Here is a 25,814-nt window from a genome sequence, read left to right as displayed (position 1 = left end):
CCGCTTAGCGGCGCCGACCACTGATGCGTACCCAGCCATCGCGGACGACGATCGGGTCCAGGTCGAAGTCTGCAGCGTAGGCGGCAGCCACTTCTTCACCCTGCTCGGCGAGGATGCCCGACAGCGCCAGCAGGCCACCTGGGCGGACCAGGCCGGACAGCTGCGGCGCCAGCGACACCAGTGGGCCGGCAAGGATGTTGGCGACCAGCACGTCGGCTTGCATCGCCGGCATGTGCTCGGGCAGGTACAGCGCCAGCTTCTCGTCGGCAATGCCGTTGCGCTGGGCGTTGTCGCGCGAGGCCTCGATGGCCTGCACGTCGATGTCGGTACCCACCGCTTCGCGGGCGCCCAGCAGCAGCGCAGCGATGGCGAGGATGCCCGAGCCGCAGCCGAAGTCCAGCACCTGGGTGCCGTCGAGCTGCTGGCCATCGAGCCATTCCAGGCACAGTGCGGTGGTGGGATGGGTGCCGGTGCCGAAGGCCAGGCCTGGGTCCAGCAGCAGGTTCACGGCGGCTTTATCCGGGGCGTCGTGCCAGCTGGGCACGATCCACAGGCGGCGGCCGAAGCGCATCGGCTGGAAGTTATCCATCCAGCTGCGCTCCCAGTCCTGATCTTCGATCACCTCGGCCTGGTGCTCGGGCAACGCGGTGCCAGTCAGCAGGCGCAGGTGGGCGAACACCTGCTCAGGGTCGGCATCGGCTTCGAACAAGGCCAGCAGGTGGGTGTGTGACCACAGAGGGGTGGTGTTCAGGTCTGGCTCGAAAATCGGTTGATCCTCGGCATCCATGAACGTGACCGAGACCGCGCCTACTTCAAGCAGGGCATCTTCGTAGGTTTCGGCTTGTTCCGGGCTGATGGCCAGGCGTACTTGCAGCCAAGGCATGGCGGGCACCTTTGGTAAATCGACAGAAGGCAGCCCCAGGCTGCGCGAAGGCTGGCAGTTTACGCGAGTGCGGGGGGTTTGTAGAGAAGGCCGGGCTCGCTCCTTGTGGGGACGGCCTTGCGTCACGATCGGGCCGCAAAGCGGCCCCGTGTTCCAGCATCCATTCAGGGTCGGATCAGACGAAGCAGAGCGAAAGCGACTCAGCTATATAAGCAGGCTTGTCTTCACCCTCGATCTCCAGTGTGGCGATCGCCTTGAGCAGCCACTGTCCCGGCTTTTTCTCCGTCACCTCGGCCAGGTCCACCTTCAAACGCACTTGGCTATTCACCTTCACTGGCTGGATGAAGCGAACGCTGTCCAGCCCGTAGTTCACGACCATCTTCAAGCCTTGTGGCAGCACCAGAATGTCTTCGATCAGCTTGGGTATCAGGGACAAGGTCAGAAAGCCATGGGCGATCGTGCCGCCAAACGGTGTTTTTGCTGCCTTTTCCGGGTCAACATGGATGAACTGGAAGTCGCCGGTGGCCTCGGCGAACAGGTTGATGCGCTGCTGGTCGATCTTCAGCCAAGCCGACCGCCCCAGCTCCTTACCAACGTATTGCGAAAGCTCTGTAACCGGTACATAGGGCATCGCGGACTCTCCAGATTGTCAGTTGGTACGAAAGTGCAAGATCAGCACGGCGAACCGCTTCAGTCAAGTTACCCGCTTTTCGGCGAATATCGGTCTATTGCCCCGCGTGCTTATAATGAGGCCATGCCCGAGGGAGATGCTTATGCTGTTGCGTGGTTTGACCTGGCTGGTGCTGTTCCAGCTGCTGGGGACGGCGATCAATCATCTGTTGGTGCCGTTCTTGCCAGGGCCGATCATCGGCCTGTTGCTGCTGTTGTGCTTCCTGATGGCCCGTGGCGAAGTCGGTAAGCCGCTGAACGAAGCAGCCGGCAGCCTGCTGCGCTACCTGCCGCTTTTGCTGGTGCCACCGGCCGTGGGGGTGATGGTGTATGCCAGGGACATCGCCGCCGATTTCTGGGCGATTGCCGGCGCCTTGCTGATCTCCTGCCTGCTAACCCTGGTGTTCGTCGGTGTGTTGATGCAAAAGCTCATCCATCGCCAGGGCAAGCGTGAGGAGCAACCATGACGCTTGACTGGCAAGGCACCCTCAGTGCGGTCGTGCATCATCCCTTGTTCGGAATCGGTATTACCCTGGCGGCCTACCAGGTGGTGCTGGCAGCCTACGAGAAGACGCGCTGGATCTTCCTGCAGCCGGTACTGGTGTCGATGCTGCTGGTGATCGGCGTGCTGCTGGTGTGCGGCCTCGACTACGGCGAGTACCGCAAGAGCACCGAAATCATGAACACCCTGCTTGGGCCTGCCACCGTGGCCCTGGCCGTGCCGCTGTATCTCAACCTGCGGCGTATTCGCCAATTGTTCTGGCCCATCTTTACTACGCTGGTAGTCGGGGGCCTGTTCGCCACCTTGTGCTGCTTGCTGCTAGGCTGGTGGTTCGGCGCCGAGCACATGATCCTGATGACCATGGCGCCCAAGTCGGTGACTTCGCCCATTGCCATGCTGGTGGCCGAGCAGATCGGCGGCGTGGCGGCCCTGGCGGCGGTTTTCGTGCTGATCACCGGGGTGATCGGGGCGATCTTCGGCCCGGCGCTGTTGAGCCGCTTTGGCGTGCACAGCCCCGAGGCGCGTGGCATGTCGCTGGGCGTGACCGCACACGCGGTGGGTACTTCGGTGGCCCTGCAGGAAAGTGACGAATGCGGCGCCTTTGCCGCGCTGGCGATGAGCCTGATGGGCGTGGCCACGGCGGTGTTTCTGCCGCTGGCGGTCAGCCTTGTGGCTTGAGGAGTTGTGATGACGCTACCGCTGTTTCCGCTCAATACCGTGCTGTTTCCGGGCTGCTTCCTCGATTTGCAGATTTTCGAGGCGCGCTACCTGGACATGATCGGGCGCTGCATGAAGCAGGGCGAAGGTTTCGGGGTGGTGTGCATCCTTGAAGGCGAACAGGTCGGCAAGGCGCCGCCTGTGGTCGCCTCGATAGGTTGTGAAGCGGTGATCCGCGACTTCGTGCAGCAGGACAACGGACTGCTGGGTATACGCGTTGAAGGTGTGCGGCGCTTCAACCTGGACAGCACCGAGGTGCAGAAGGACCAATTGCTGGTAGGGCAGGTGCAATGGCTGCCCGAGCAGGCGGACAGCCCGTTGCTCGAGGCGGATGACGACCTGCTGGCGCTGCTGGTGGCCCTGGGCGAGCATCCGATGGTTGAAGCCCTGGACATGCCGCGCCAGGTGGACGGTCGCCAGGCGCTGGCCAACCAGCTGGCGTACCTGTTGCCGTTCATGGAAGAAGACAAGCTGGATTTGCTGAGCATTGACTCGCCGCAAGAGCGGCTGGAGGAAATCCAGAAGTTGCTGGAGCGGATTCAGGGTGAGCTGTTCGCCTGACGTTTTTCAGGGGCTGCGCCGGCCTCCCCGCAGCGTGTGCTGCGAAAAGGCCAATGCCGGCGGCATCAATATTGGTATCTAAGCAAGGCCTGCGGCAACGCATGCATGGCAAAGAACGCCAGCAACGCCACGCACGCCGGTAGCACCAGCCACCACACCCGTTGCGGCAAGGCCGGTAGCGTCTGTTGTTGCTGCACCAAGGTCAGGCTGAGCGCGCACACGCAGCACGCCAGCAAGGCCCCGGCGAGAATGTCGGTTGGCCAGTGCGCCCCCAGGTATACCCGTGACAGGGCGATCGCCAGCGCCGGAATGCAGCCCAGCATTACCCAGGTCAGGCGCATGCGTGGCGGCTGACCGCGCCCGGCCAGCACCGCCATCACCAGGAAAAAGGCAAAAGACGCCGAGCTGTGGCCGCTGGGCATGCTGTAGCTGGTCAGCGGATCGGTCAGTACTTCGGGCCTGGCGCGGGCGAACAGCCATTTAAGGCTGCCATTCGCGAGCGCTGTACCCATCAAGGCGCCCCCGGCGAACAGCGCATGTCGCCACTGCCGGGCAAGCAGCAGCAAGCCTGTCAGCAAGCCACCGAGGAAGAACTGGGTCTTGAAGTCGCCCAGGCGAGTGACCAGCACCACAGTGCCGTCAATGGCCTGGCTGCGGTGCTCCTGTACCAGCGTCATCACGCCTTGGTCGAATTCGTGCAGGTAGGGCCAACCGAGGAAAATCCCAGCCAGGGCGAGGAAACTCAACCCCGCGACCAGGCGGGTGCCGTGGCGTTGGTCGCGAATGCTGCTGTTCAGGCTCAGGCCAATCACCGCCGCCAGGGTGCCGGCGATAATGCCGGCGTCCAGCCAGAAGCCCTCAGGCAACGGTAGGCGCATGGCCGCGCCAGTAGCCCAGCCAGGCAGCAGGTAAGCCACCGACCAGCCGGCGCCGGCCACCAGGCTGACGGCAATGAAGCGCGGCAGCGGCATGTCGAACATGCCTGCGACCATCGGCAGCATGGGTCTTAGCGGGCCGATGAAGCGGCCTACCAGCAGGCTGGCGATACCGTAGCGCTGGAAGTACGTTTCGGCGCTGCCGATCCATTCCGGGTGGTGGCGGAGCAAGGGCAAGCGCCGAATATTCTGGTGGAAGTACTTGCCCACGGTATACGACAGGGCATCGCCCAGCAGCCCGCCGAGAAAGCCCAGCAGCAGTGTTTCGCCCAGGCTGAAGGCGCCGCTGCCGGCCAGTACCGCAACGGCGAACAGCAACACGGTGCCCGGCACGATGATGCCAGCGATGGCCAGGCATTCAATGCAGGCCACCAGGAAAATTGCCACGCCAAGCCACTGCGGGTTGGCGCTGAGCCAGCCGGTCAGGCTGTCGAGCCATTCGCCCATGTTCAGCTTCCTTGTTCGAGAATGAAGAAATCGCGGCCTTCGACTTGGCCGCGCCGTAATGGGTTCCGCGTGCAGAAACGGGCGTATTCGGCATCGACGAAGCGGTAGGGCAAGTGTTCGTCGCGCCCGTGCGGGATGCCCAGGCGGGCGGCCTGGATCACCTTCGGCACGGCATTGCCGCAGTCCTCCACGTACAGGCGCCCGGTGTCGAAGCGCTGGGCGTCCCAGTGCGGCACTTTCAGGCCCAGAGCGCGGCACAGCAGGGTCTGCCCGGCACACAGGCGCTCATCCGGGCGTAGCCTGCCGCTGGCATCGGGGTTGTTCAGTTGCATCTGCGCCAGGCTGTCGGGCCCCGAGAGGGCGTCCTGCCAAGGGTAGGCCGATTTGATCAGCACCGCGTTGCCAGGGCCGTGGGCGCTGAAGTTCAGCGAATCGCCGCCACGGGCGTAGTACATGTAGATGTGCCCACCGTCGAGGAACAGTGCCTTGCGCTTTTCGGTGTAGCCGAGCGAGGCGTGGCTGCCTTTGTCGGTCAGGTAGTAAGCCTCGGTTTCGATGATGCGCGCGGCCAGCCACAGGTTGCCTTGGCGATGGCGGATGACCTTGCCCAGCAGGGCCTTGGCCAGGGTCTGGGCGTCACGGTCGAAAAAGCTGTCGGGCAGGGCTGGCATGCGGGCAGTTCGTGGCTGGGGAGGCGGGGATGATAGCAATGAATGGCTTAATCGAGGCTGAACCTGCAGGGGGATTGATTGGTATCCATATGTTTCATTGGTAGGGGGCTGGAGGTGTTCGCCTTGGGGTGTTGGGTGTCTGTGAGATCGAGCGCCGCGTGGGCGGCGCTCGATCTCACAGGCGCCAAACACCTCCAGGCGAACACCCATTTTCTACCATCCGCCACCCGCCGCTGGGCGTACACCTGCGCGGCAGTTATAATCAGCCGATTTCCCCTTCGCCAAGACACCGAACCCATGACTGAGTCCGTTCTTGACTACATGACCCGCCTGGGTCGCGCTGCCCGTGAGGCCTCCCGGGTGATCGGCCGTGCCAGCACCGCGCAAAAGAACCGCGCCCTGCAAGCCGCCGCCGATGCGCTGGACGCCGCGCGTGCCGAGCTCACTGCCGCCAACGAACTGGACCTGGCCGCTGGCCGCGCCAATGGCCTGGAGCCGGCGCTGCTCGACCGCCTGGCGCTGACCCCGGCCCGCATCGACGGTATGATCACCGGCCTGCGCCAGGTGGCCAGCCTGCCGGATCCGGTCGGCGCCATCCGCGACATGAGCTACCGCCCATCGGGTATCCAGGTCGGCAAGATGCGTACACCCCTGGGGGTGATCGGGATCATCTACGAATCGCGTCCGAACGTGACCATCGATGCCGCCAGCCTGTGCCTGAAGTCGGGTAACGCGACCATTCTGCGTGGCGGCTCCGAAGCCATCCATTCCAATCGCGCGATTGCCACCTGCATCCAGCGTGGCCTGGCCGAGGCCGGCCTGCCGGCGGCCGTGGTGCAAGTGGTCGAGACCACCGACCGCGAAGCCGTGGGCGCGCTGATCAGCATGCCCGAGTTCGTCGATGTCATCGTGCCGCGCGGTGGCCGTGGCCTGATCGAGCGCATCAGCCGCGACGCCCGCGTACCGGTTATCAAGCATCTGGACGGTATCTGCCACGTCTACGTCAGCCAGCATGCTGACCTGGACAAGGCCTGGAACGTGGCCTTCAACGCCAAGACCTACCGGTACGGCATCTGCGGCGCGATGGAAACGCTGCTGGTCGACCAGCAGGTTGCCGAGCGCTTCCTGCCGGAAATGGCCCGCCGCTTCCTGGAAAAAGGCGTGGAGCTGCGTGGCTGTGAGCGCACCCGTGCGTTCATCGACGCCAAGCCCGCCACCGAAGACGACTGGCACACCGAGTACCTCGACGCGATCCTGTCGATTCGCGTCGTCGACGGCCTGGACCAGGCGATCGAGCACATCAACCATTACGGCTCGCACCACACTGACTCGATCATCAGCGAGCATCAGGGTGAGGCCCGCCAATTCATGGCTGAAGTCGATTCGGCGTCGGTCATGCTCAACACCCCGACCTGCTTTGCCGACGGTTTCGAGTACGGTCTCGGCGCGGAAATCGGTATTTCCACCGACAAGCTGCATGCTCGCGGCCCGGTCGGCCTGGAAGGCCTGACCTGCGAGAAGTACGTGGTGATCGGCGACGGCCAGCTGCGCGGCCAGGGGTCCTGCTGAGTTGAGCAAGGCCCAGGTAGTCCGGCGCATCGGCATTCTAGGCGGCACCTTCGACCCCGTGCACATCGGCCACCTGCGCAGCGCGCTGGAAGTGGCCGAGTTCATGGGGCTGGACGAGCTGCGCCTGTTGCCCAACGCCCGGCCGCCGCACCGCGATACCCCGCAAGTCGCCGCGCTGGATCGCCTGGCCATGGTTCGCCAAGCGGTGCAGGGCGTCGACTGCCTGAGCGTCGATGCCCGCGAGCTGGAGCGGGACAAACCGTCGTACACCATCGATACGCTGGAATCGATCCGCGCCGAACTGGCCGGCCACGACCAGCTGTTCCTGGTGCTTGGCTGGGATGCCTTCTGTGGCCTGCCTGCCTGGCATCGCTGGGAAGAACTGCTGCAACATTGTCACATCCTGGTGCTGCAACGCCCGGATGCCGACGTAGAACCCCCTGACGAGCTGCGCAACCTGCTGGCTGCGCGCTCGGAGAGCGATCCCACCGCCATGTCCGGCCCGGCGGGAAATATTTCGTTCGTCTGGCAGACACCGCTTGCGGTGTCGGCTACACAGATCCGACAGCTGCTGGCCAGCGGCAAATCGGTGAGGTTCCTGGTGCCGGACGCCGTACTGGCCTACATCGAGGCGCACGAACTGTATCGTGCGCCTAACTGACGGTGCCTCTGGCGCCTCATCCAACGAGTTGAACGAGTTTTATATGACCAAGCAGAAAATTTACGGCGAAGAACTGGTCGCAGTGACCAAGGCAGCGCTGGAAGACGTCAAGGCCCAGGATATCCAGGTCATCGACGTGCGCGACAAGCACAGCCTGACCGACTACATGATCATTGCCACCGGTACCTCCAACCGCCAGATCAACGCGATGGCCGAAAAGGTTCGCGAAGCCGTCAAGGCCAAGGGCGCCCAGCCACTGGGCGAAGAAGGCAAGGGTGACAGCGACTGGGTACTGCTGGACCTGAACGACGTCATCGTGCACATGATGACCGCCGCTGCTCGCCAGTTCTACGACCTGGAGCGCCTGTGGCAGGGTGCCGAGCAAAGCCGTGCCGCCGATGGCAAGCACCACAGCCCGGACCATGCCCACGAGTACTCCGACAAGCTCAAAGACCGCGAATAAGGAAAGCGCTGTGCGTCTGCGCCTGATCGCGGTCGGCTCGCGCATGCCGAAGTGGGTCGAGGAAGGCTGGCATGAATATGCCAAGCGCCTGCCTGCCGAGCTGTCGCTGGAGCTGGTGGAAATCCCGCTGAACACCCGTGGCAAGAATGCCGATGTCGCCCGCCTGATCCGTCAGGAGGGCGAAGCCATGCTGAGCAAGGTGCAGCCCGGGGAACGCATCGTTACCCTCGAGGTCCATGGCAAGCCGTGGAGTACCGAGCAGCTGGCCACCGAGCTGGACCGCTGGCGGCTCGATGCGCGCACGGTAAATTTGATGGTGGGGGGCCCGGAAGGCCTGGCGCCGGAGGTTTGCGCGCGCGCCGAGCAACGTTGGTCGCTGTCGCCGCTGACCCTGCCGCACCCGTTGGTAAGGATACTCATCGGCGAGCAGATCTACCGCGCCTGGACCGTGTTGTCCGGGCACCCTTACCACAAATGAGCCTGTAAGCAGTCCGATGTCGCAGCCGATCCGTCTCAAGGACCACGAGAAAGACGCCCGCCTGGTGCGCAACCGCGTCGTGGTCGGCGCAGTGGCGATCATGTTGCTCATCTGCGTGTTGATTGCGCGGCTGTACTACTTGCAGATCATCCAGTACGACTACCACTCGACGCTGTCGGAAAACAACCGGGTGCATGTGCAGCCGATTCCGCCGACACGCGGGCTGATCTTCGACCGTAATGGTGTGATCGTGGCCGACAACCGGCCCAGCTTTAGCCTGTCGATGACCCGCGAACGTGCGGGTAATTGGCAGGAAGTGCTGGACACCATCGTCGAAGTGCTGGAACTGACCGACGACGACCGGGCGTTGTTCGAGAAGCGCATGCGCCAGGGGCGCCGGCCGTTCGAGCCGGTGCCGATCCTGTTCGAGCTCAACGAAGAGCAGATCGCCCGGGTCGCGGTAAACCAGTTCCGCCTGCCAGGCGTGGAAGTGGTGGCCCAGTTGGTGCGGCATTACCCGCAGGGTGCGCATTTTGCGCATTCGGTGGGTTATGTGGGGCGGATCAACGAGAAAGAGCTTAAAACCCTTGATCCGGTCAACTACAGCGGCACCCACCACATTGGCAAGACCGGCATCGAGCGCTTCTACGAGGACGCCCTGCATGGTCAGGTGGGTTACGAGGAAGTCGAGACCAACGCCCGTGGCAGGGTGCTGCGGGTGCTCAAGCGCACCGACCCCAAGCCGGGCAAGGACATTGTGCTGAGCCTGGACATCAAGCTGCAGGAGGCCGCCGAAGCCGCCTTGGGTGGCCGGCGTGGCGCGGTGGTGGCGCTCGACCCGCGTACCGGTGAAGTGCTGGCGATGGTCAGCCAGCCAAGTTTCGATCCCAACCTGTTCGTCACCGGCATCAGCTTCAAGGCCTATGCCGAGCTGCGCGACTCGATCGACCGGCCGCTGTTCAACCGCGTGTTGCGCGGGCTGTACCCGCCCGGTTCGACCATCAAGCCGGCCGTGGCCATCGCCGGCCTCGACAGTGGCGTGGTCAATGCCGGCAGCCGGGTGTTCGACCCAGGCTACTACCAGTTGCCCAACTACGATCACAAGTACCGTAACTGGAACCGCTCCGGCGATGGCTGGGTCGATCTGGACACCGCGATCATGCGTTCCAACGACACCTACTTCTACGATCTTGCGCACAAGATGGGCATCGATCGGCTGTCCAGCTACATGAACAAATTCGGCATTGGCCAGCGGGTTTCCCTCGACATGTTCGAGGAATCCTCCGGGTTGATGCCGTCGCGCGAATGGAAGCGCGCCACTCGTCGCCAGGCCTGGTTCCCTGGCGAAACCCTGATTCTCGGCATCGGCCAGGGCTACATGCAGGCCACGCCGCTGCAACTTGCCCAAGCGACTGCACTGATCGCCAACAAAGGCGTGTGGAACCGCCCGCATCTGGCCAAGACCATCGAGGGCCAGCCGCCGGTGGACGAGAACCCGATGGAAAACATCGTGCTGCGTGACAAGTCAGACTGGGCCAAGGTTACCCATGGCATGGAGCAGGTGATGCACAACGCCCGTGGTACCGCGCGCAAGGCTGCTGTTGGTGCCCAGTACCGCATTGCCGGCAAGAGCGGTACCGCCCAGGTGGTGGCGATCAAGCAGGGCGAGAAGTACGACCGCAACAAACTCCAGGAGCGCCACCGCGACCACGCACTGTTCGTCGCCTTTGCCCCGGCCGATGACCCGAAGATCGTGGTCTCGGTGATGGTCGAGAACGGTGAGTCCGGCTCCGGTGTCGCGGCGCCCGTGGTCCGCCAGATCATGGACGCCTGGCTGCTCGACGAAAACGGCCGGCTCAAGCCCGAGTTCGCGCCAGCCACCGTTACCCAGGAATCGTCCCTGTGATGAACAATTTCGATCGCATGCTCTCCAGCGAGGATGTGATGCGTCGGCGCGCCAGCTTTCTGCAGCGCATCCATGTCGACGGCCCCTTGCTGATCATCCTGCTGACCCTCGCAGCCGGCAGCCTGTTCGTGCTGTATTCGGCCAGTGGCAAGAACTGGGACCTGCTGCTCAAACAGGCCACGTCGTTCGGTATCGGGCTGGTGTCGATGTTCGTCATCGCCCAGCTGGAGCCGCGTTTCATGGCCCGCTGGGTGCCCTTGGCCTACCTGACCGGGGTGCTGTTGCTGGTGGTGGTGGACGTGATGGGCCATAACGCCATGGGTGCCACGCGCTGGATCAACATCCCCGGGGTGATCCGCTTCCAGCCGTCGGAGTTCATGAAGATCATCATGCCGGCGACCATTGCCTGGTACTTGTCCAAGCGCACATTGCCGCCGCACTTGAAACATGTGGCGATCAGCCTGGTGCTGATCGGTGTGCCGTTCATCCTGATCGTGCGCCAGCCCGACCTGGGTACGGCGCTGCTGATCCTCGCCTCCGGCGCCTTCGTGCTGTTCATGGGCGGGCTGCGCTGGCGCTGGATCCTCAGCGTGCTGGCGGCGGCGGTGCCGGTGGCGGTGGCGATGTGGTTCTTCGTCATGCACGACTACCAGAAACAGCGGGTACTGACCTTTCTCGACCCGGAAAGCGACCCGTTGGGCACCGGCTGGAACATCATCCAGTCCAAGGCGGCGATCGGCTCGGGCGGGGTGTTCGGCAAGGGCTGGCTGCTCGGCACCCAGTCGCACCTGGACTTCCTTCCGGAAAGCCATACCGACTTCATCATTGCCGTGCTCGGCGAGGAGTTCGGCCTGGTCGGCATCTGCCTGCTGCTGATCGTCTACCTGCTGCTCATCGGCCGTGGCCTGATGATCACCGCCCAGGCGCAGACCCTGTTTGGCAAGCTGTTGGCAGGCAGCCTGACCATGACCTTCTTTGTATACGTGTTCGTCAATATCGGAATGGTCAGCGGCCTTCTGCCCGTGGTGGGCGTGCCGCTGCCCTTCATCAGCTATGGCGGAACATCGTTGGTGACGCTGCTGTCAGCGTTTGGCGTGCTGATGTCGATCCACACGCACCGCAAATGGATCGCGCAGGTTTGAATAAGGTGAACAATTTCATGCAAGCAGTGCGTAACTGGGCTGCCCGTTGTGTGCCGTGGATCGGCGCGGTGGGCCTGTTCGGCGCTGTACAGCTGGCCCATGCCGGCGATTACCAGGGCTCGCCACAGGTGGCCGCGTTCGTTGGCGAAATGAGCCGCGATTACGGTTTTGCCCCTGAGCAACTGATGGGTGTGTTCAGTGAGGTACAGCGCAAGCAGTCGATCCTCGACGCCATTTCGCGTCCGGCCGAACGGGTCAAGCCGTGGAAGGACTACCGGCCGATGTTCATTACCGACGCGCGCATCGCCCGCGGTGTGGACTTCTGGCGCCAGCACGAGGCTGTGCTGGCCCGCGCCGAGCAGGAATACGGCGTACCGGCGCAGTACATCGTCGCCATCATCGGCGTCGAAACCTTCTTTGGCCGCAATACCGGCAATTACCGGGTGATCGATGCGCTGTCGACCCTGGGCTTCGACTACCCGCCGCGGGCCGAATTCTTCCGCAAGGAGCTGCGCGAGTTCTTGTTGCTGGCCCGTGATGAGCAGCTCGATCCGCTGACACTCAAGGGCTCCTATGCAGGGGCCATGGGCCTGCCGCAGTTCATGCCAAGCAGCTTCCGCAACTACGCGGTGGACTTTGACGGCGACGGCCACATCAATATCTGGAACAACCCGGACGATGCCATCGGCAGCGTCGCCAGCTACTTCAAGCGCCACGGCTGGGTGGCCGGGGAGGGCGTGGTCAGCCGTGCCTGGGTCGAGGGTGCGCGGGCCGACGAGGGCTTGACCACTGGCATCGAGCCGGTCAAGACGGTCGGGGAGTTGCGCGCGCTTGGCTGGTCGGTTCATGATTCGCTGCGCGATGATCTGCCGGTTACAGCCTTCCGTCTTGAAGGCGATAGTGGCCCCGAGTACTGGATGGGGCTGAAGAACTTCTACGCGATCACTCGCTACAACCGCAGCGTGATGTATGCCATGGCAGTGCATCAGCTTGCGGAACAGCTGGTTCAAGTACGGGGCGTCAAGTAATGCGCGCAATCATCTCTGGCAACTCTTTCAAGCTGCTGACCTGCCTCGCCGTCGGCGTGGTGCTGGCCAGCTGCTCCTCCAATCGCCCGACCCAGCAAAGCAGCGGCAACGTCGTGCGTAGCCAGCCGGGCCTGGACATCAACCGGGCCCACAAGGACGGCGCACCGTGGTGGGACGTGGATGTGAACAAGATCCCCGACGCCACGCCGACCGTGCACACCGGCAACTACAAGGCCAACCCGTATACGGTGTTGGGCAAGACCTATTACCCGATGCAGGACTCGCGCAACTACCGCGCCGAGGGCACCGCGTCGTGGTACGGCACCAAGTTCCATGGGCAGAACACCGCCAACGGCGAACTGTACGACCTGTATGGCATGAGCGCGGCTCACAAGACCCTGCCCCTGCCGGCCTACGTCAAGGTGACCAACCTCGCCAATAACCGCAGCGTCATCCTGCGGGTCAACGACCGTGGCCCGTTCTATTCCGACCGCATCATCGATTTGTCCTACGCTGCGGCAAAAAAACTCGGTTATGCCGAGATCGGTACCGCGCACGTGCGTGTCGAGGGCATCGACCCGCAGCAGTGGTGGGCCCAGCGTGGCCAGACCCCGCCGATGGTGCTGAAGGAACCGCAAGTGGCGCAGACCCAGGCGATCCCGGCCACTACCGGTCGTGTCGAGCAATGGACCCCGCCGCCACAGCAGCATGCGGCGCCGGTGGTGCCGGTGCAGGTGGGTGGCAACAACGTACCTGGCGGCAACGGCGGCAGCTTCCTGCAGGTGGGGGCCTTCGCCAACCCGGACGCCGCCGAGTTGCTGCGGTCCAAGCTCAGCACCATGGTCAGCGCGCCGGTGTTCATCAGCTCTATCGTGCGCAACCAGCAGACCCTGCATCGGGTGCGTCTGGGGCCGATCGGCAGCCAAGGCGAGATACAACAGGCTCAAGACAGCATTCGCCTGGCGAACTTGGGGCAGGCCAAGCTGGTCACAGCTGACTGACTGTGGGGGCGGGCTTGCCCGCGGAGAAGGCGGCACCAAACTGTCGGTTTTGTCATGAATTGCCGGGCGCAGGCATGTACAATGTCGGCTTTTGCCCGCAGTGACATAACGCCGCACTTTGCTGGGCCAGGCCCTCGGCCATAAAACTAGACTGACTGGCGCTGGGCACATGATCTTGCCCAGGGAACATCAGACCATTAGCGATTTTCGAGAGACGGATGAACATCACCAACCTTGCCAAACGACTTTGCCTGCCTGTACTGCTGCTGATCACGCCTGCCGCCTTCGCGGCTGAGCAGATGACACCTGCACCACCGCAACTGGCAGCCAAGTCCTACGTACTCATGGACGCGTCCAGCGGCAACGTGCTGGTCGAGAACAACGGTGACGAGCGCCTGCCGCCAGCCAGCCTGACCAAGCTGATGACTGCCTACATCGCCACCCTGGACATCCGTCGTGGCCAGATCGGCGAGAATGACCCGGTTACCGTCAGCGAAAACGCCTGGCGTACCGGCGGTTCGCGCATGTTCATCAAGGTGGGCAGCCAGGTAACGGTCAGCGACCTGCTGCACGGCATCATCATCCAGTCCGGCAACGACGCCTCGGTCGCCCTGTCCGAGCACATCGCCGGCAGCGAAGATGCGTTCGCCGACATGATGAACAAGACGGCTGCCGACTTGGGCATGAGCAATAGCCACTTCATGAACCCGACCGGCCTGCCGAACCCGGAGCACTACTCGTCTGCCCACGACATGGCGATCCTGGCCCGTGCGATCATCAACGTCGACCCGGCCCACTACGCCATCTACTCGCAGAAAGAGTTCTTCTGGAACAACATCAAGCAGCCTAACCGCAACCTGCTGCTGTGGCGTGACAAGACGGTCGACGGCCTGAAAACCGGCCACACCGAGGAAGCCGGCTACTGCATGGTGGCTTCGGCTGTGCGCGACGGCCAGCGCCTGATCGCCGTGGTGTTCGGCACCAACAGCGAGCAGTCGCGCGCTGCCGAGACCCAGAAGCTGCTGACCTATGGCTTCCGCTTCTTCGAAACCCAGACCTTCTACCAGAAGGGCACCGAGCTGACCCAGGCACCGGTCTGGAAAGGCGCCTCCAGTGTCGTCAAGGCGGGCCTGGCCGACGACCTGACCATGACTATGCCTAAAGGCCAATTGAAGCGCCTGCAGGCTTCGATGACCATGAACCCGCAAATTACTGCACCAATTGCCAAAGGTGACGTGATCGGTAAAGTGGAAGTCAAACTGGACGAGCAAGTGGTTCACAGCGCCGACCTGATCGCCCTCGATGGTGTCGAGGAAGGTGGTTTCTTCCGCCGTATGTGGGATAGCATCCGTCTATTCTTCTATGGCTTGTTCAACTGATACGTGACCTGCAAGCCCCCGCAGATCCGGCGGGGGCCTTGTTGTTGCCACGGCTTACGAGGCCGTTTCCGCCATGAGCGAACCAGACGTAAAGTCGCACAAGATCGAATTCCCCTGCGCCGATTACCCGATCAAGGTAATCGGCGATACCGTTGTCGGCTTCAAGGACACGGTGATCGAGATCCTCAGCAAGCACGCCAAGGTCGACATTTCCACCCTGGCCGAACGCCAGAGCAAGGAAGGCAAGTACACCACGGTGCAATTGCACATTGTTGCCGAAAGCGAGAACCAGCTGCACGATATCAATAGCGCCCTGCGTGCTACCGGCATCGTGAAAATGGTGCTTTGATGTCCGCCTGCCTCGGTTTTCGCGAGCTTGGCCTACAGCCGTACGAACCGGTGCTGGAGGCCATGCGTCGCTTTACCGAGCAGCGCACCCCGGACAGCCAGGATGAAGTCTGGCTGGTCGAGCACCCCGCAGTCTTCACCCAGGGCCAGGCCGGCAAGGCCGAGCACCTGCTGGTGCCGGGCGACATCCCGGTGGTGCAGACCGACCGCGGCGGCCAGGTGACCTACCATGGCCCCGGGCAGCTGGTGGCCTACCTGCTGCTGGATGTACGCCGTCTGGGCTTTGGCGTGCGTGAGCTGGTCAGCCGTATCGAGCAGAGCCTCGTTGATCTGCTCAGCAGCTACGCCGTGCAGGCTTCTGCCAAGCCCGACGCCCCAGGCGTCTATGTCGATGGAGCGAAAATCGCCTCCCTCGGCCTGCGAATTCGCAATGGCCGTTCGTTCCACGGCCTTGCCCTGAACGTGGACATGGACCTTGCGCCATTCCGCCGAATCAACCCCTGCGGTTATGCGGGGCTGGCGATGACCCAGCTGCGTGACCTGGCAGGCCCGATCGAACTCGACGAGGTCAGGACAAGGCTGCGCGGACAGCTGGTCAAGCACCTCGACTACGCTGAGCAGACGACCCTCACGGGCGGAATCGACTGAATATGACAACTGTGCAAGAAGCCGTGCCGAACCTGATACCCACCCAGGATGCCACCCCGCGCCCAGCGCCAAAGAAGGTGGAAGCTGGGGTCAAGCTGCGTGGCGCCGACAAGGTCGCGCGCATCCCGGTAAAGATCATCCCTACAGACGAGCTGCCGAAAAAGCCCGACTGGATCCGCGTGCGTATCCCGGTATCGCCCGAGGTCGACCGTATCAAGCAGTTGCTGCGCAAGCACAAGCTGCACAGCGTTTGCGAAGAGGCATCCTGCCCGAACCTGGGCGAGTGTTTCTCTGGTGGTACTGCCACTTTCATGATCATGGGTGACATCTGTACCCGTCGTTGCCCATTCTGCGACGTTGGCCATGGCCGGCCGAAGCCGCTGGATCTGGACGAGCCGAAAAACCTGGCGGTCGCCATCGCCGACCTGCGCCTGAAGTATGTGGTGATCACTTCGGTGGACCGCGATGACTTGCGCGACGGCGGCGCCCAGCACTTTGCCGACTGCATCCGCGAAATCCGCGCGCTGTCGCCTGGTGTCCAGCTGGAAACCCTGGTGCCGGATTACCGTGGCCGTATGGACGTTGCGCTGGAAATTACCGCGCAAGAGCCGCCGGATGTGTTCAACCACAACCTTGAGACCGTACCGCGCCTGTACAAGGCTGCGCGCCCGGGGTCGGACTACGACTGGTCGCTGGACCTGCTGCAGAAATTCAAGCAGCTGGTACCGCATGTGCCCACCAAGTCGGGCCTGATGCTCGGCCTGGGCGAAACCGACGAGGAAGTGATCGAAGTGATGCACCGCATGCGTGAGCATGACATCGACATGCTCACCCTCGGCCAGTACCTGCAGCCTTCGCGCAGCCACCTGCCGGTGCAGCGATTTGTCCACCCCGACACCTTCGCCTGGTTCGCCGAGGAAGGTTACAAGATGGGCTTCAAGAACGTCGCATCGGGCCCTCTGGTACGTTCTTCGTACCACGCCGACCAGCAGGCGCACGAAGCCAAGATCAAGCTCTGAGCCTGGGCTGAAGCACAAATGCCGATGCTTGCCGAAAAGGCAGCATCGGCATTTTTTTTTGCGGGCCACAAGCCATAAGCTACGAGCGAGAAGAAGTCTGGAGCTGCATGATGAATTGTGTCGATACTGTTCACGTACTTTTGCCCAGGGCGATCCCGAAGGATGCCTGCTTCGCGATCATTGCGCCGGCAGGCTCGGCGCGGCTGGACACGCACAAGGTAAGCCAGTGGTTCGCTGACCGTGGCTACCGTTGCCGGATTTACCCAGGCGCCCTGCAGGCCCAGGGCTACCTGGCGGGGCCAGACCAGCAGCGCCTGCGGGACCTGCATGATGCCTTTGCCGAGCCGGCCATCGACGCCATCCTGTGCATGCGTGGCGGCTATGGCAGCATGCGCCTGCTCGATCAGCTCGACTTCGCGCTGATCCGGCGCAACCCCAAGCCGCTGATCGGCTATAGCGACATCACTGCGTTGCACGCGGCGATTTACCGGCACGCCGGGTTACTCACCTTCCATGGCGGGATGCTCAATGCGGATCTGCTAGGGGCCAAGTTGCCACCGACGGAGTCGTCGCTGCTGGCGCAGCTGGGGGGGCATGTGCGCGCGGGCGAGCAGATCGTGCACCCGGCGGACTATGCCTTGAGCAGTGTATTACCGGGCGTGGCCAGCGGCCCGCTGCTCGGTGGCAACCTGTCGATGCTGGGTGCGACCATGGGGACGCCGGCCGAGCTGGATACCCAAGGCTGCATCCTGTTCATCGAGGACGTCAACGAGCCGTTGTACCGGGTGGACCGGCTGCTGACCCAATTGCGCCTGGCCGGCAAGCTGGAGGGCGTGAAGGGCGTACTGGTGGGGGACTTTGCCGGTATTACCACGGCGGCTTTGGCGCCGTTGCTGAAAGATATCTTCGCGCCGCTGGGGGTGCCGGTGCTGGCGGGGTGGCGCAGTGGGCACTGCGACCCGAATGTGTGCCTGCCGTTGGGGGCTCGGGTAAGGCTGGACAGTGTTCAGCAGAGCCTGGTGCTGGAGCAGGATCTGTTCAAGGCTTGAGGTACCCGGGCTGCTTTGCAGCCCATCACGACGCAAGGCCGCTTGCGCAGCAGATCGCATTCTTAGGTGGGAAGGGCCTTGTGTCGCGAAAGGGGCGCAACGCGCCCCCCCGGCATTCTTATTGGCTACGCAGGCTCTCGAGCAGCTTGTGGGTTGGGTAGCCATCGGCCGGCCAGCCCAGACCCTGCTGGGCATTGCGGATGGCCTTGCGGGTATTGGCACCGATAATGCCATCGGCATTACCCGCCTCATGGCCGCGGCTGTTCAACAAGTTCTGCAACTCCATACGCTCGCTGCGGCTGAGCGGCAGGTCTTCCTTGGGCCAGCTGCCGGCGATGAAGCCCCAGCCACTGAAGCGGTCTCCCAACAGGCTGACGGCCAGGGCATAGGACGATGAGTTGTTGTACTTGAGGATGGCGCGGAAGTTGTCCAGCACCAGGAACGCCGGGCCTCGGGCGCCCGCTGGCAACAGCAGGGCGGCAGGCAGCTGATTGCTACCCGGCGGCAGCTGAGTACCTGCAGGCAGCTTCACACCCATCGCCAGCCATTCGCTGACCGGTTTGCGCAGTGCCCCATCGGCTTGCCAGAAATCGAACCCAGCGGGCACTTGTACCTCGAAGCCCCATGGCTGACCACGCTTCCAGCCCGAGCTCTGCAGGTAGTGGGCAGTCGACGCCAGGGCGTCCGGGGTACTGTTCCAGATATCGCGGCGACCATCGCCGTCAAAGTCCACGGCATGGGTGTTATAGGTGGTCGGGATGAACTGGGTCTGGCCCATGGCGCCGGCCCACGAGCCACGCATGGCCTCTGGCTGGATGTCGCCATGCTGGATGATCTGCAGGGCCGCGATCAGCTGGTCCTGGGCGAATTGCGGGCGGCGGCCTTCGTAGGCCAGGGTCGCCAGCGAGCGGATCACCGACTTGTTGCCCTGGAACTGGCCGAAGTTACTTTCCATGCCCCATACCGCGACCAGCACCTGGCGGTCGACGCCATAGCGTTGCTCAAGGCTTGTCAGCAACTCGGCATTCTGCTCCAGCAGTTTTTTGCCGTTGCGCACGCGTAGCGGCGAAAGTGCACCTTCAAGGTATTCCCACACCGGGCGGGTGAACTCCGGCTGGCTGCGGTCGGCCTTGATCACGTCCAGGTCTGGAGTGACACCAAGGAACGCGCGGTCGAAGGTACTCGGCGAAATACCGGCTTGGAGAGCCTGCTGACGGAAGCCTGCCTGCCATTGCGCGAAGGTTTGCAGAGGCTGGATTTCAGTGCTGACGTCGGGCGTTGTGCCGGGCACGGTCACCACTGGAGCGGGTTGGGCTGGGGCCAGCGGCAGCGCGTCGGCGGCAGTGGGTTTTTCCGCGCAGGCAACCAGCAGGATGAAGCTGGAGGCGGCGATCAGCTGGCGGGTTTCCCAACGGGGGAGAAGACGGAAGAGCATGCACAGATCCAGAATTGCAGGTCAGATGAAGACCATACCATGCCTGCGCTTGCGATGCTTTCATGCAGCCAAAAAGTAAGAAGCCTCCCAATCTCTCGATTGGAAGGCTTCGCGGCGGTAGCTGCCTTTGCCCTTGTTCGGCTGTTCCTGGCGGCAGCGGAACAGCGGTTGGGCGATGATCGACTTGGCCTTGTTGGGGCCGTGCTTTTTCGGCTTTTTGCTCATGGCGGTGTTCCCGGGTTGGGTGGGGTTCGGGGCGCACTGTAGGGCTTGGGCTGCCGGGGAGCCAATTGATTGTGTTTATAGATCGAGATCCTGCGCTTGGTAACCCTGTGGAGCGTGCCCCAGTTACTCGGGAGGAAGGGCCAGGCGCTGGCCAGCCATCAACAGCGACAGCCGCGCCAGGCCAACCCAGGGCGAACCTTCTGCCTGCCCTTTGATCTGCGCATCGATGCGCTGGGCATCCTGTAGCAGTTGCGCCCAGCGCTGGGCCGAGAGGCGCTGCAGGGCCTTGCTGACCAGCGGTCGGCGTTTGTCCCAGATGGGCGGGCGGGCCTGGCTGAACGCTTTGTCCAGGGGCACGCCTTGGCTGAACTGCTGGGCTAGCCCCGCCAGCTGGCGCAGCTCGCGGGCCAAGGCCCAGAGGATGACGGGCGGCTCCACACCTTCACCGCGCAAACCTTCAAGCATACGCAGGGCGTGCGCCGCTTCGCCGTTCAGAATGGCGTCGACCAGGCCGAAGACATCGAAACGGGCGCTGTCGGCGACAGCGGCCTGTACGGTTTCCACGGTAATCTGGCTGCCTTCGGCCAGCAGCTTGAGCTTTTCGATTTCCTGCGCGGCAGCCAGCAGGTTGCCTTCCACACGTGCAGCAATCAGGTCGACGGCGTCACGTTGCGCGGACAGGCCAGCCTGTTGCAGGCGCTGGTTGATCCACTGTGGTAGCTGCTGCGCGTCCACCGGCCAAATCTGGATGAACTGGCAATGGGCGCCTTCGATCAACGACTTGCCCCACTTGGTCTTCTGTGCACTGCCGTCGAGCTTGGGCAGGCTGACCAGCAGCAGGGTGTCTTCGGCAGGGTTGGCGCAGTATTCCATCAGCGCAGCGGCGCCCTTGTCGCCGGGCTTGCCGGAGGGCAGGCGCAGTTCCAGCAGGCGGCGCTGGGCGAACAGCGACAGGCTGGCGCCCGCCTGGAGCAGGGTGCCCCAGTCGAAGTTGGCGTCGGCACTGAATACCTGGCGTTCGTCAAAACCTTGCTGGCGCGCGGCATTGCGAATGGCGTCAGCGGCTTCCTGGCACAGCAGCGGGTCGTCGCCGCTGACCACGTAGACAGGGGCCAGGGCGCCTTGCAGGTGCTTGTTGAGTTGGGCGGGGGCGAGCTTCATGGGGAGCAGGCGGGGCGCCCAAGGGCGCCCCGCTCGGGCTTAGTTGCCCGGAACTTCCAGTGGCGACTGCTGAGGCGTTTCGGCCTGCTGGCGGCGCGCAGCCTCCAGCGCGTCGGCTTCGGCCTTGGCACGCTCGTCGGCTTTACGCTGCAGCTCATCCAGCTGAGAGGGGCTCAGCATCTGCAGGCGCACGACCATGGCATTGACCAGGTCGCGGCGCATTTCTTCACGCGCACGGCTAGCTTCCTGCTCGGAACCGGTGATGTTCGAGCCGTCACGCAGGTAGATCTTGCGCACTTCAAGCTTGTCGCTCATCAGCTCCAGGTTGTTCAGGCCCTGGATGCTGTAGTCCAGCACTGTGGTCAGCTCGTACTCGGCGGTACGGTTGCCACTGCTGTAGGTAGCCGAGCGCTCGCGCTCCTGCTCGTTGGTCAGCACCAGACGGTAAGGTGCGCCGGCGTGCACGTTGACGCCGCTACGCTCCAGTACTTCGCGCAGCTGAACCACGGTCGGGCCGTAGGCGTTGCGTGCGCTGACGTCCATTTCCTTCACGCTCAGCTCGGTGGAGCCGGTGCCGCGCAGCTGGAAACCGCAGGCGCTGAGCATGACCGCCAGGCCGATTACCAGCAAATTGCGTTTGATCATGTTGTTGCTCCCTTGTGGGCCTGTTCCGCCCGCCCGCATTGGCTGCGGGCGGGCGTTGCCATCAGTTGGCGACGATGTTGACCAGCTTGCCCGGCACCACGATGACCTTGCGGATGGTCAGGCCATCGATGAAGCGCAGGACATTCTCGTTGCTGCGCGCGGCGGCTTCGATTTCTTCACGGCTGGCGGCGGCCGGCATTTCGACCTGGCCACGCAGCTTGCCGTTGACCTGCACCACCAGGGTGACGGTGTCCTGCACGAGGGCGGCTTCGTCGACAGCCGGCCAGGCGGCGTCGATCACGGCCTGCTGGTGGCCCAGTTGCTGCCACAGCTCGTGAGAGATGTGCGGAGTGATCGGCGCCAGCAGCAGGGTCACGGCCTCCAGGCCTTCCTGCAGCAGGGCGCGGTCCTGTGCAGTGGCTTGTGGAGCCTTTTCCAGCACGTTCATCACGGTCATCACCTGGGCGATGGCGGTGTTGAACTTGTGGAACTGGCCGACATCGGTACTGGCTTGCTTGATGGCTGCGTGGATAGCGCGGCGGATGACCTTCTGCGCGTCGTCCAGGGCGGCGACATCCAGCTGGCCCGGCAGGCCTTGGGCAACATGGGCCTGGGCCAGGCGCCAGACGCGGCGCAGGAAGCGGCTCGCGCCTTCGACGCCGGAGTCGGACCACTCCAGGCTCGCGTCAGGTGGCGAGGCGAACATCATGAACAGACGGCAGGTGTCGGCACCGTACTGGTCGATCATCGACTGCGGGTCGACGCCGTTGTTCTTGGACTTCGACATCTTCTCGGTGCCGCCGATTTCCACCGGCAGGCCGTCGGTCTTCAGGCGGGCACCAATGATCTTGGCCTTGGCATCGCGCTCGATTTCGACATCGGCCGGGTTGAACCAGTCCTTGCCGCCGTTGCTGGCTACACGGTAGTAGGTTTCGGCGACCACCATGCCCTGGGTCAGCAGGTTCTTGAACGGCTCGTTGGAGGTGACCAGACCTTCGTCACGCATCAGTTTGTGGAAGAAGCGCGCGTACAGCAGGTGCAGGATGGCGTGTTCGATACCACCGATGTACTGGTCGACCGGCAGCCAGTGGTTGGCCGCTTTCGGGTCGACCATGCCACCTTCGTAGTTCGGCGAAGCGTAGCGGGCGAAGTACCAGGACGACTCGACGAAAGTGTCCATGGTGTCGGTTTCGCGCTTGGCCGCAGTGCCGCATTTCGGGCAGCTGCATGCGTAGAATTCCGGCATGCGCGCCAGTGGCGAACCAGCGCCATCTGGCACCACGTTTTCTGGCAGGGTAACCGGCAGCTGGTCTTCCGGCACCGGCACGTCGCCGCAGGACGGGCAGTGGATGATCGGGATCGGGCAGCCCCAGTAGCGCTGGCGGCTGATGCCCCAGTCACGCAGGCGGAACTGGGTGCGCGATTTGCCCAGTTCCTTGCGGATCAGGGCTGCTTCGATGGCGTCGAAGGCGCCGGCGAAATCCAGGCCGTCGAACTCGGCGGAGTTGATCAGCTGCCCGTGCTCGCCGTAGGCGTCCTGCCACTCGCTGCCGACTTCATCGCCAGCGCTGGTGCGCACCACGGCCTTGACCGGCAGGTTGTACTTGTGGGCGAACTCGAAGTCGCGCTCGTCGTGGGCGGGTACTGCCATCACGGCGCCATCGCCGTAGTGCATCAGCACGTAGTTGGCGACCCAGACCGGCAGCTTCTCGCCGGTCAGTGGGTGTTCCACCAGCAGGGAAGTGGCCATGCCCTTCTTCTCTTGGGTGGCCATGTCGGCTTCGGCGACGCTGCCGCTCTTGCACTCGTCGATGAACGCCTGCAGCGCCGGGTTGCCCTGGGCGGCCTGGGTGGCCAGCGGGTGCTCGGCGGCGACGGCGACGTAGGTGGCGCCCATGAGCGTGTCGGGACGGGTGGTGAAGACCTTGAGGGTGCCTTCGTGGCCGATGCTGGCCTGGTCGTACGGGAACTGGACTTCCATGCCGCGCGACTTGCCGATCCAGTTGCGCTGCATGGTCTTGACCTGCTCAGGCCAGCCCGGCAGCTCGTCGAGGCTTTCCAGCAGCTCGTCGGCGTAATCGGTGATGCGGAAGTAGTACATCGGGATTTCGCGCTTCTCGATCAGCGCGCCCGAACGCCAGCCACGGCCGTCGATGACCTGTTCGTTGGCCAGTACGGTCTGGTCCGCCGGGTCCCAGTTCACCGTACCGTTCTTGCGGTAGATAATGCCTTTCTCGAACAGGCGGGTGAACAGCCACTGCTCCCAGCGATAGTAGTCGGGCTTGCAGGTGGTGACTTCACGTGCCCAGTCGATGGCAAGGCCCAGGCTCTTGAGCTGGGTCTTCATGTAGTCGATGTTTTCGTACGTCCACTTGGCCGGGGCGACGTTGTTCTTCATCGCCGCGTTTTCCGCGGGCATGCCGAAAGCGTCCCAGCCCATCGGCTGCAGTACGTTCTTGCCCAGCATGCGCTGATAGCGGGCAATCACGTCACCGATGGTGTAGTTGCGCACGTGGCCCATGTGTAGCTTGCCGCTCGGGTACGGGAACATCGACAGGCAATAGTAGGTGTCTTTGCCTGGCTGTTCGGTAACAGCGAACGATTGTTGCTCGTCCCAGAAGTTCTGGGCGGCGGCTTCGATATCACGGGGCGTGTATTGTTCGTGCATGGCTACTTTTTGCTGAGAGGGAAGAGACCTTGTTCCAGGCAGCGGAACCTCGCTGCGTCCGGCACTCCGGTGTCGTTTAGAGTGAACGCCGTAGCATACAGCAGCGCCGCGCATCGTGGGAAACCTTCGTTGCGAATGGCCGCTGGTCGCGGCACGCGGCTGCTTTTTGCATCGACGCTAAGCTCAGGTGTGGGGGGAGATATTCTTATCTTCAATGAGGTGAACGGATGGGAGAGACGCAGCTACCCGTAATCAGACCGGAGCTTTACGAGCGCCTGATCGACCGGCTCGGCCTGGCACTGGAAACGGCCAGGACCTCGGTGCGATTGCGCGACGAGATGCCAGCCGAGCTGGAGTTGCGTGGGTTGAGCCACGCAGAGTTCGAAGTGATCAAGGCCTACCTGGATTCACTTCCGGAGCGCCAGAATGTCGCTGTCGGCAGTTACCCACAAGCGGAGCCGACATCAGCCAAGATCATCTGGCTCAAGGACAAGAAACGCCCCGCCAGCACGGCGAGATCCAGGACGCTGCCACATCGCTAGCCGTTCAGGATGCCAGGCGCAGGCCATCGCGCGCCGGTTCTTCAATATCATCACAGCTCACGATTGGCGCCGGTCAAACCCTTGTTGACCGGCGTCGATCCCTCTAGGCTGCACGCCTGCCAAGGAGCTGTGGCCAATGCCGATTCGATTCTTCCTGAAACAATGGTTGATGCCGCCGGGCATCCTGTTCTTGCTGCTGCTTGCCGCGTGGTGGTTGCGTGCGCGGCGGCCACGGCTGGCGGCGCTGTGCTTTGCCCTGGGGCTGGGAGGCCTGTGGCTCATGAGCCTGCCGCTGGTGGTGCAGGAAACCGCCCGGGTGCTGGAGACCGAGCCGCCGTTGGCTGTCAGCGACTGGGCGGGGCTGGCGAGCCGCGCGGATGCCATCGTGGTGCTGGGTGCGGGGCGCGAGCGTGGTGACCCGGCCTGGGGTGGTAGTGACCAGCCCACCGCCACGGCGCTGGAGCGCATGCGCTTTGCCGCGCGACTGGCCAAGGCTTCAGGGTTGCCGGTGCTGACCAGCGGTGGGCTGCACTATGGCACTCCGCCGAGCGAGGCGCAGTTGATGGCTGATCGCCTGCATGAGGATTTTGCTGTTCAGGTGAAGTGGCGCGAGGAGGCCAGCCGCACGACTTGGGAGAATGCCCAGCTGACGGCCAAGCTGCTGCAGCCGGCGGGGATTCGCCGGGTGGTGGTGGTCACCCAGGCCTGGCACATGCAGCGTTCGCGCTGGAGCTTTGAGCTGGCGGGGTTCGAGGTGGTGCCGGCGCCGGTTGGGTTCCTCGGACGCGAGCATGCCAGGCCGTTTGGCGGGTTGCTGCCAGAGAGCCGGGCCATGTGGCAGAGCGGGCAGTTGCTGAATGAGGTAGCGGGGTTGGTGGGGTACTGGCTGTTCTATTGATTCCCAGGGCCGCTTTGCGGCCCAGTCACGACCCAAGGTGCTCCCACAGGGTGCGCGCTAGCTTCTAGAAATTGAGCAAGCAGGTCGTTTCCCCAGGTGCTGCATCAGCCTCAAGCCTGCGGGGTAGCTGTGGGAGCGGGCTTGCCCCGCGAAGAATCCAACAC

At 63.4% G+C, this 25,814-nt stretch carries 27 protein-coding genes; 18 read left to right on the top strand and 9 right to left on the bottom strand.

Annotated features, from left to right (window positions below; translation table 11 throughout):
* Positions 1-4 precede the first annotated feature (4 nt).
* Together prmA and E8E68_RS25130 are read right to left on the bottom strand one after the other, a co-directional pair.
* Entirely contained in the window at positions 5-883 is an 879-nt protein-coding gene (prmA, locus tag E8E68_RS25135) for a 50S ribosomal protein L11 methyltransferase (RefSeq protein ID WP_110746018.1), read from the bottom strand.
* 175 nt (positions 884-1,058) lie between these two features.
* Entirely contained in the window at positions 1,059-1,514 is a 456-nt protein-coding gene (locus tag E8E68_RS25130; protein ID WP_110746019.1) for a MaoC family dehydratase, read from the bottom strand.
* Positions 1,515-1,656: 142 nt separating this feature from the next.
* Here E8E68_RS25130 and E8E68_RS25125 point away from each other — a divergent pair, with 142 nt between their 5' ends.
* From E8E68_RS25125 to E8E68_RS25115, 3 genes are read left to right on the top strand one after another with little or no spacing between them, the layout of a single operon-like run.
* Complete coding sequence (locus tag E8E68_RS25125) at positions 1,657-2,019, top strand: CidA/LrgA family protein (protein WP_280345914.1); 363 nt, start codon at positions 1,657-1,659, stop codon at positions 2,017-2,019.
* A complete protein-coding gene (locus E8E68_RS25120; RefSeq protein ID WP_110746021.1) occupies positions 2,016-2,732 on the top strand; it encodes an LrgB family protein in 717 nt (238 codons plus the stop codon). The genes E8E68_RS25125 and E8E68_RS25120 overlap by 4 nt, the downstream gene beginning before the upstream one ends.
* A gap of 9 nt (positions 2,733-2,741) precedes the next feature.
* Entirely contained in the window at positions 2,742-3,332 is a 591-nt protein-coding gene (locus tag E8E68_RS25115; protein WP_266029284.1) for an LON peptidase substrate-binding domain-containing protein, read from the top strand.
* Positions 3,333-3,397: 65 nt separating this feature from the next.
* Here E8E68_RS25115 and E8E68_RS25110 read toward each other — a convergent pair whose 3' ends face one another.
* Both E8E68_RS25110 and E8E68_RS25105 read right to left on the bottom strand, forming a co-directional pair.
* Positions 3,398-4,714, bottom strand: a complete 1,317-nt coding sequence (locus tag E8E68_RS25110) for a bifunctional DedA family/phosphatase PAP2 family protein (protein WP_280345907.1) — start codon at positions 4,712-4,714, stop codon at positions 3,398-3,400.
* Between the two features lie 2 nt (positions 4,715-4,716).
* Positions 4,717-5,385, bottom strand: coding sequence for a DNA-3-methyladenine glycosylase (locus tag E8E68_RS25105; RefSeq protein WP_110746024.1), 669 nt, complete (start codon positions 5,383-5,385; stop codon positions 4,717-4,719).
* 297 nt (positions 5,386-5,682) lie between these two features.
* Here E8E68_RS25105 and E8E68_RS25100 point away from each other — a divergent pair, with 297 nt between their 5' ends.
* From E8E68_RS25100 to E8E68_RS25040, 13 genes are all read left to right on the top strand, one after another.
* Positions 5,683-6,954: a glutamate-5-semialdehyde dehydrogenase gene (locus tag E8E68_RS25100; RefSeq protein ID WP_280345902.1), complete on the top strand. Its 1,272-nt coding sequence runs from the start codon at positions 5,683-5,685 to the stop codon at positions 6,952-6,954.
* A 1-nt stretch (position 6,955) separates the two neighbouring features.
* Entirely contained in the window at positions 6,956-7,615 is a 660-nt protein-coding gene (gene nadD / locus E8E68_RS25095; protein ID WP_110746026.1) for a nicotinate-nucleotide adenylyltransferase, read from the top strand.
* 43 nt (positions 7,616-7,658) lie between these two features.
* Positions 7,659-8,078 (top strand): ribosome silencing factor, encoded by a 420-nt coding sequence (gene rsfS, locus E8E68_RS25090; RefSeq protein WP_003249719.1) that lies wholly within the window; start codon positions 7,659-7,661, stop codon positions 8,076-8,078.
* A 10-nt stretch (positions 8,079-8,088) separates the two neighbouring features.
* Complete coding sequence (gene rlmH / locus E8E68_RS25085) at positions 8,089-8,556, top strand: 23S rRNA (pseudouridine(1915)-N(3))-methyltransferase RlmH (RefSeq protein WP_003249722.1); 468 nt, start codon at positions 8,089-8,091, stop codon at positions 8,554-8,556.
* 16 nt (positions 8,557-8,572) lie between these two features.
* Positions 8,573-10,462: a penicillin-binding protein 2 gene (mrdA, locus tag E8E68_RS25080; protein ID WP_266029280.1), complete on the top strand. Its 1,890-nt coding sequence runs from the start codon at positions 8,573-8,575 to the stop codon at positions 10,460-10,462.
* Between the two features lie 38 nt (positions 10,463-10,500).
* Positions 10,501-11,604, top strand: a complete 1,104-nt coding sequence (gene rodA / locus E8E68_RS25075) for a rod shape-determining protein RodA (RefSeq protein WP_009685828.1) — start codon at positions 10,501-10,503, stop codon at positions 11,602-11,604.
* Between the two features lie 17 nt (positions 11,605-11,621).
* Complete coding sequence (mltB, locus tag E8E68_RS25070; protein WP_266029279.1) at positions 11,622-12,632, top strand: lytic murein transglycosylase B; 1,011 nt, start codon at positions 11,622-11,624, stop codon at positions 12,630-12,632.
* Positions 12,632-13,633, top strand: coding sequence for a septal ring lytic transglycosylase RlpA family protein (locus E8E68_RS25065; protein ID WP_110746028.1), 1,002 nt, complete (start codon positions 12,632-12,634; stop codon positions 13,631-13,633). The genes mltB and E8E68_RS25065 overlap by 1 nt, the downstream gene beginning before the upstream one ends.
* 218 nt (positions 13,634-13,851) lie before the next feature.
* Positions 13,852-15,012 (top strand): D-alanyl-D-alanine carboxypeptidase family protein, encoded by a 1,161-nt coding sequence (locus E8E68_RS25060; protein WP_266029277.1) that lies wholly within the window; start codon positions 13,852-13,854, stop codon positions 15,010-15,012.
* Between the two features lie 73 nt (positions 15,013-15,085).
* Positions 15,086-15,361: a DUF493 domain-containing protein gene (locus E8E68_RS25055; RefSeq protein ID WP_110746030.1), complete on the top strand. Its 276-nt coding sequence runs from the start codon at positions 15,086-15,088 to the stop codon at positions 15,359-15,361.
* The gene (gene lipB, locus E8E68_RS25050; RefSeq protein ID WP_266029276.1) at positions 15,361-16,008 is read left to right on the top strand and encodes a lipoyl(octanoyl) transferase LipB; all 648 of its coding nucleotides are present in this window, start codon (positions 15,361-15,363) and stop codon (positions 16,006-16,008) included. Before E8E68_RS25055 ends, lipB begins: the two co-directional genes overlap by 1 nt.
* A gap of 2 nt (positions 16,009-16,010) precedes the next feature.
* Entirely contained in the window at positions 16,011-17,027 is a 1,017-nt protein-coding gene (gene lipA / locus E8E68_RS25045; protein ID WP_003249742.1) for a lipoyl synthase, read from the top strand.
* Positions 17,028-17,137: 110 nt separating this feature from the next.
* A complete protein-coding gene (locus E8E68_RS25040; RefSeq protein ID WP_280345889.1) occupies positions 17,138-18,076 on the top strand; it encodes an LD-carboxypeptidase in 939 nt (312 codons plus the stop codon).
* 118 nt (positions 18,077-18,194) lie between these two features.
* Here the strand turns inward: E8E68_RS25040 and E8E68_RS25035 are convergent, their stop codons facing one another.
* From E8E68_RS25035 to leuS, 5 genes are all read right to left on the bottom strand, one after another.
* Positions 18,195-19,511, bottom strand: a complete 1,317-nt coding sequence (locus E8E68_RS25035; RefSeq protein WP_266029274.1) for a lytic murein transglycosylase — start codon at positions 19,509-19,511, stop codon at positions 18,195-18,197.
* Between the two features lie 60 nt (positions 19,512-19,571).
* A complete protein-coding gene (gene arfA, locus E8E68_RS25030; RefSeq protein ID WP_003257578.1) occupies positions 19,572-19,736 on the bottom strand; it encodes an alternative ribosome rescue factor ArfA in 165 nt (54 codons plus the stop codon).
* 123 nt (positions 19,737-19,859) lie between these two features.
* The gene (holA, locus tag E8E68_RS25025) at positions 19,860-20,897 is read right to left on the bottom strand and encodes a DNA polymerase III subunit delta (protein ID WP_266029273.1); all 1,038 of its coding nucleotides are present in this window, start codon (positions 20,895-20,897) and stop codon (positions 19,860-19,862) included.
* Between the two features lie 39 nt (positions 20,898-20,936).
* Complete coding sequence (gene lptE, locus E8E68_RS25020) at positions 20,937-21,542, bottom strand: LPS assembly lipoprotein LptE (RefSeq protein ID WP_266029272.1); 606 nt, start codon at positions 21,540-21,542, stop codon at positions 20,937-20,939.
* A 61-nt stretch (positions 21,543-21,603) separates the two neighbouring features.
* The gene (gene leuS / locus E8E68_RS25015; RefSeq protein WP_266029271.1) at positions 21,604-24,210 is read right to left on the bottom strand and encodes a leucine--tRNA ligase; all 2,607 of its coding nucleotides are present in this window, start codon (positions 24,208-24,210) and stop codon (positions 21,604-21,606) included.
* A gap of 227 nt (positions 24,211-24,437) precedes the next feature.
* Between leuS and E8E68_RS25010 the strand changes: the two genes are divergently transcribed.
* Positions 24,438-24,752 carry a hypothetical protein gene (locus E8E68_RS25010; protein ID WP_110746037.1) on the top strand — a complete coding sequence of 105 codons (315 nt, stop codon included), beginning with the start codon at positions 24,438-24,440 and terminating at the stop codon, positions 24,750-24,752.
* A gap of 136 nt (positions 24,753-24,888) precedes the next feature.
* Positions 24,889-25,650: a YdcF family protein gene (locus E8E68_RS25005; protein WP_280345882.1), complete on the top strand. Its 762-nt coding sequence runs from the start codon at positions 24,889-24,891 to the stop codon at positions 25,648-25,650.
* Positions 25,651-25,814 lie beyond the last annotated feature (164 nt).

The sequence above is a fragment of the Pseudomonas sp. BN607 genome (assembly GCF_029871175.1).
Taxonomy (GTDB): domain Bacteria; phylum Pseudomonadota; class Gammaproteobacteria; order Pseudomonadales; family Pseudomonadaceae; genus Aquipseudomonas.
This window is presented reverse-complemented; position numbering and strand designations above follow the sequence as displayed.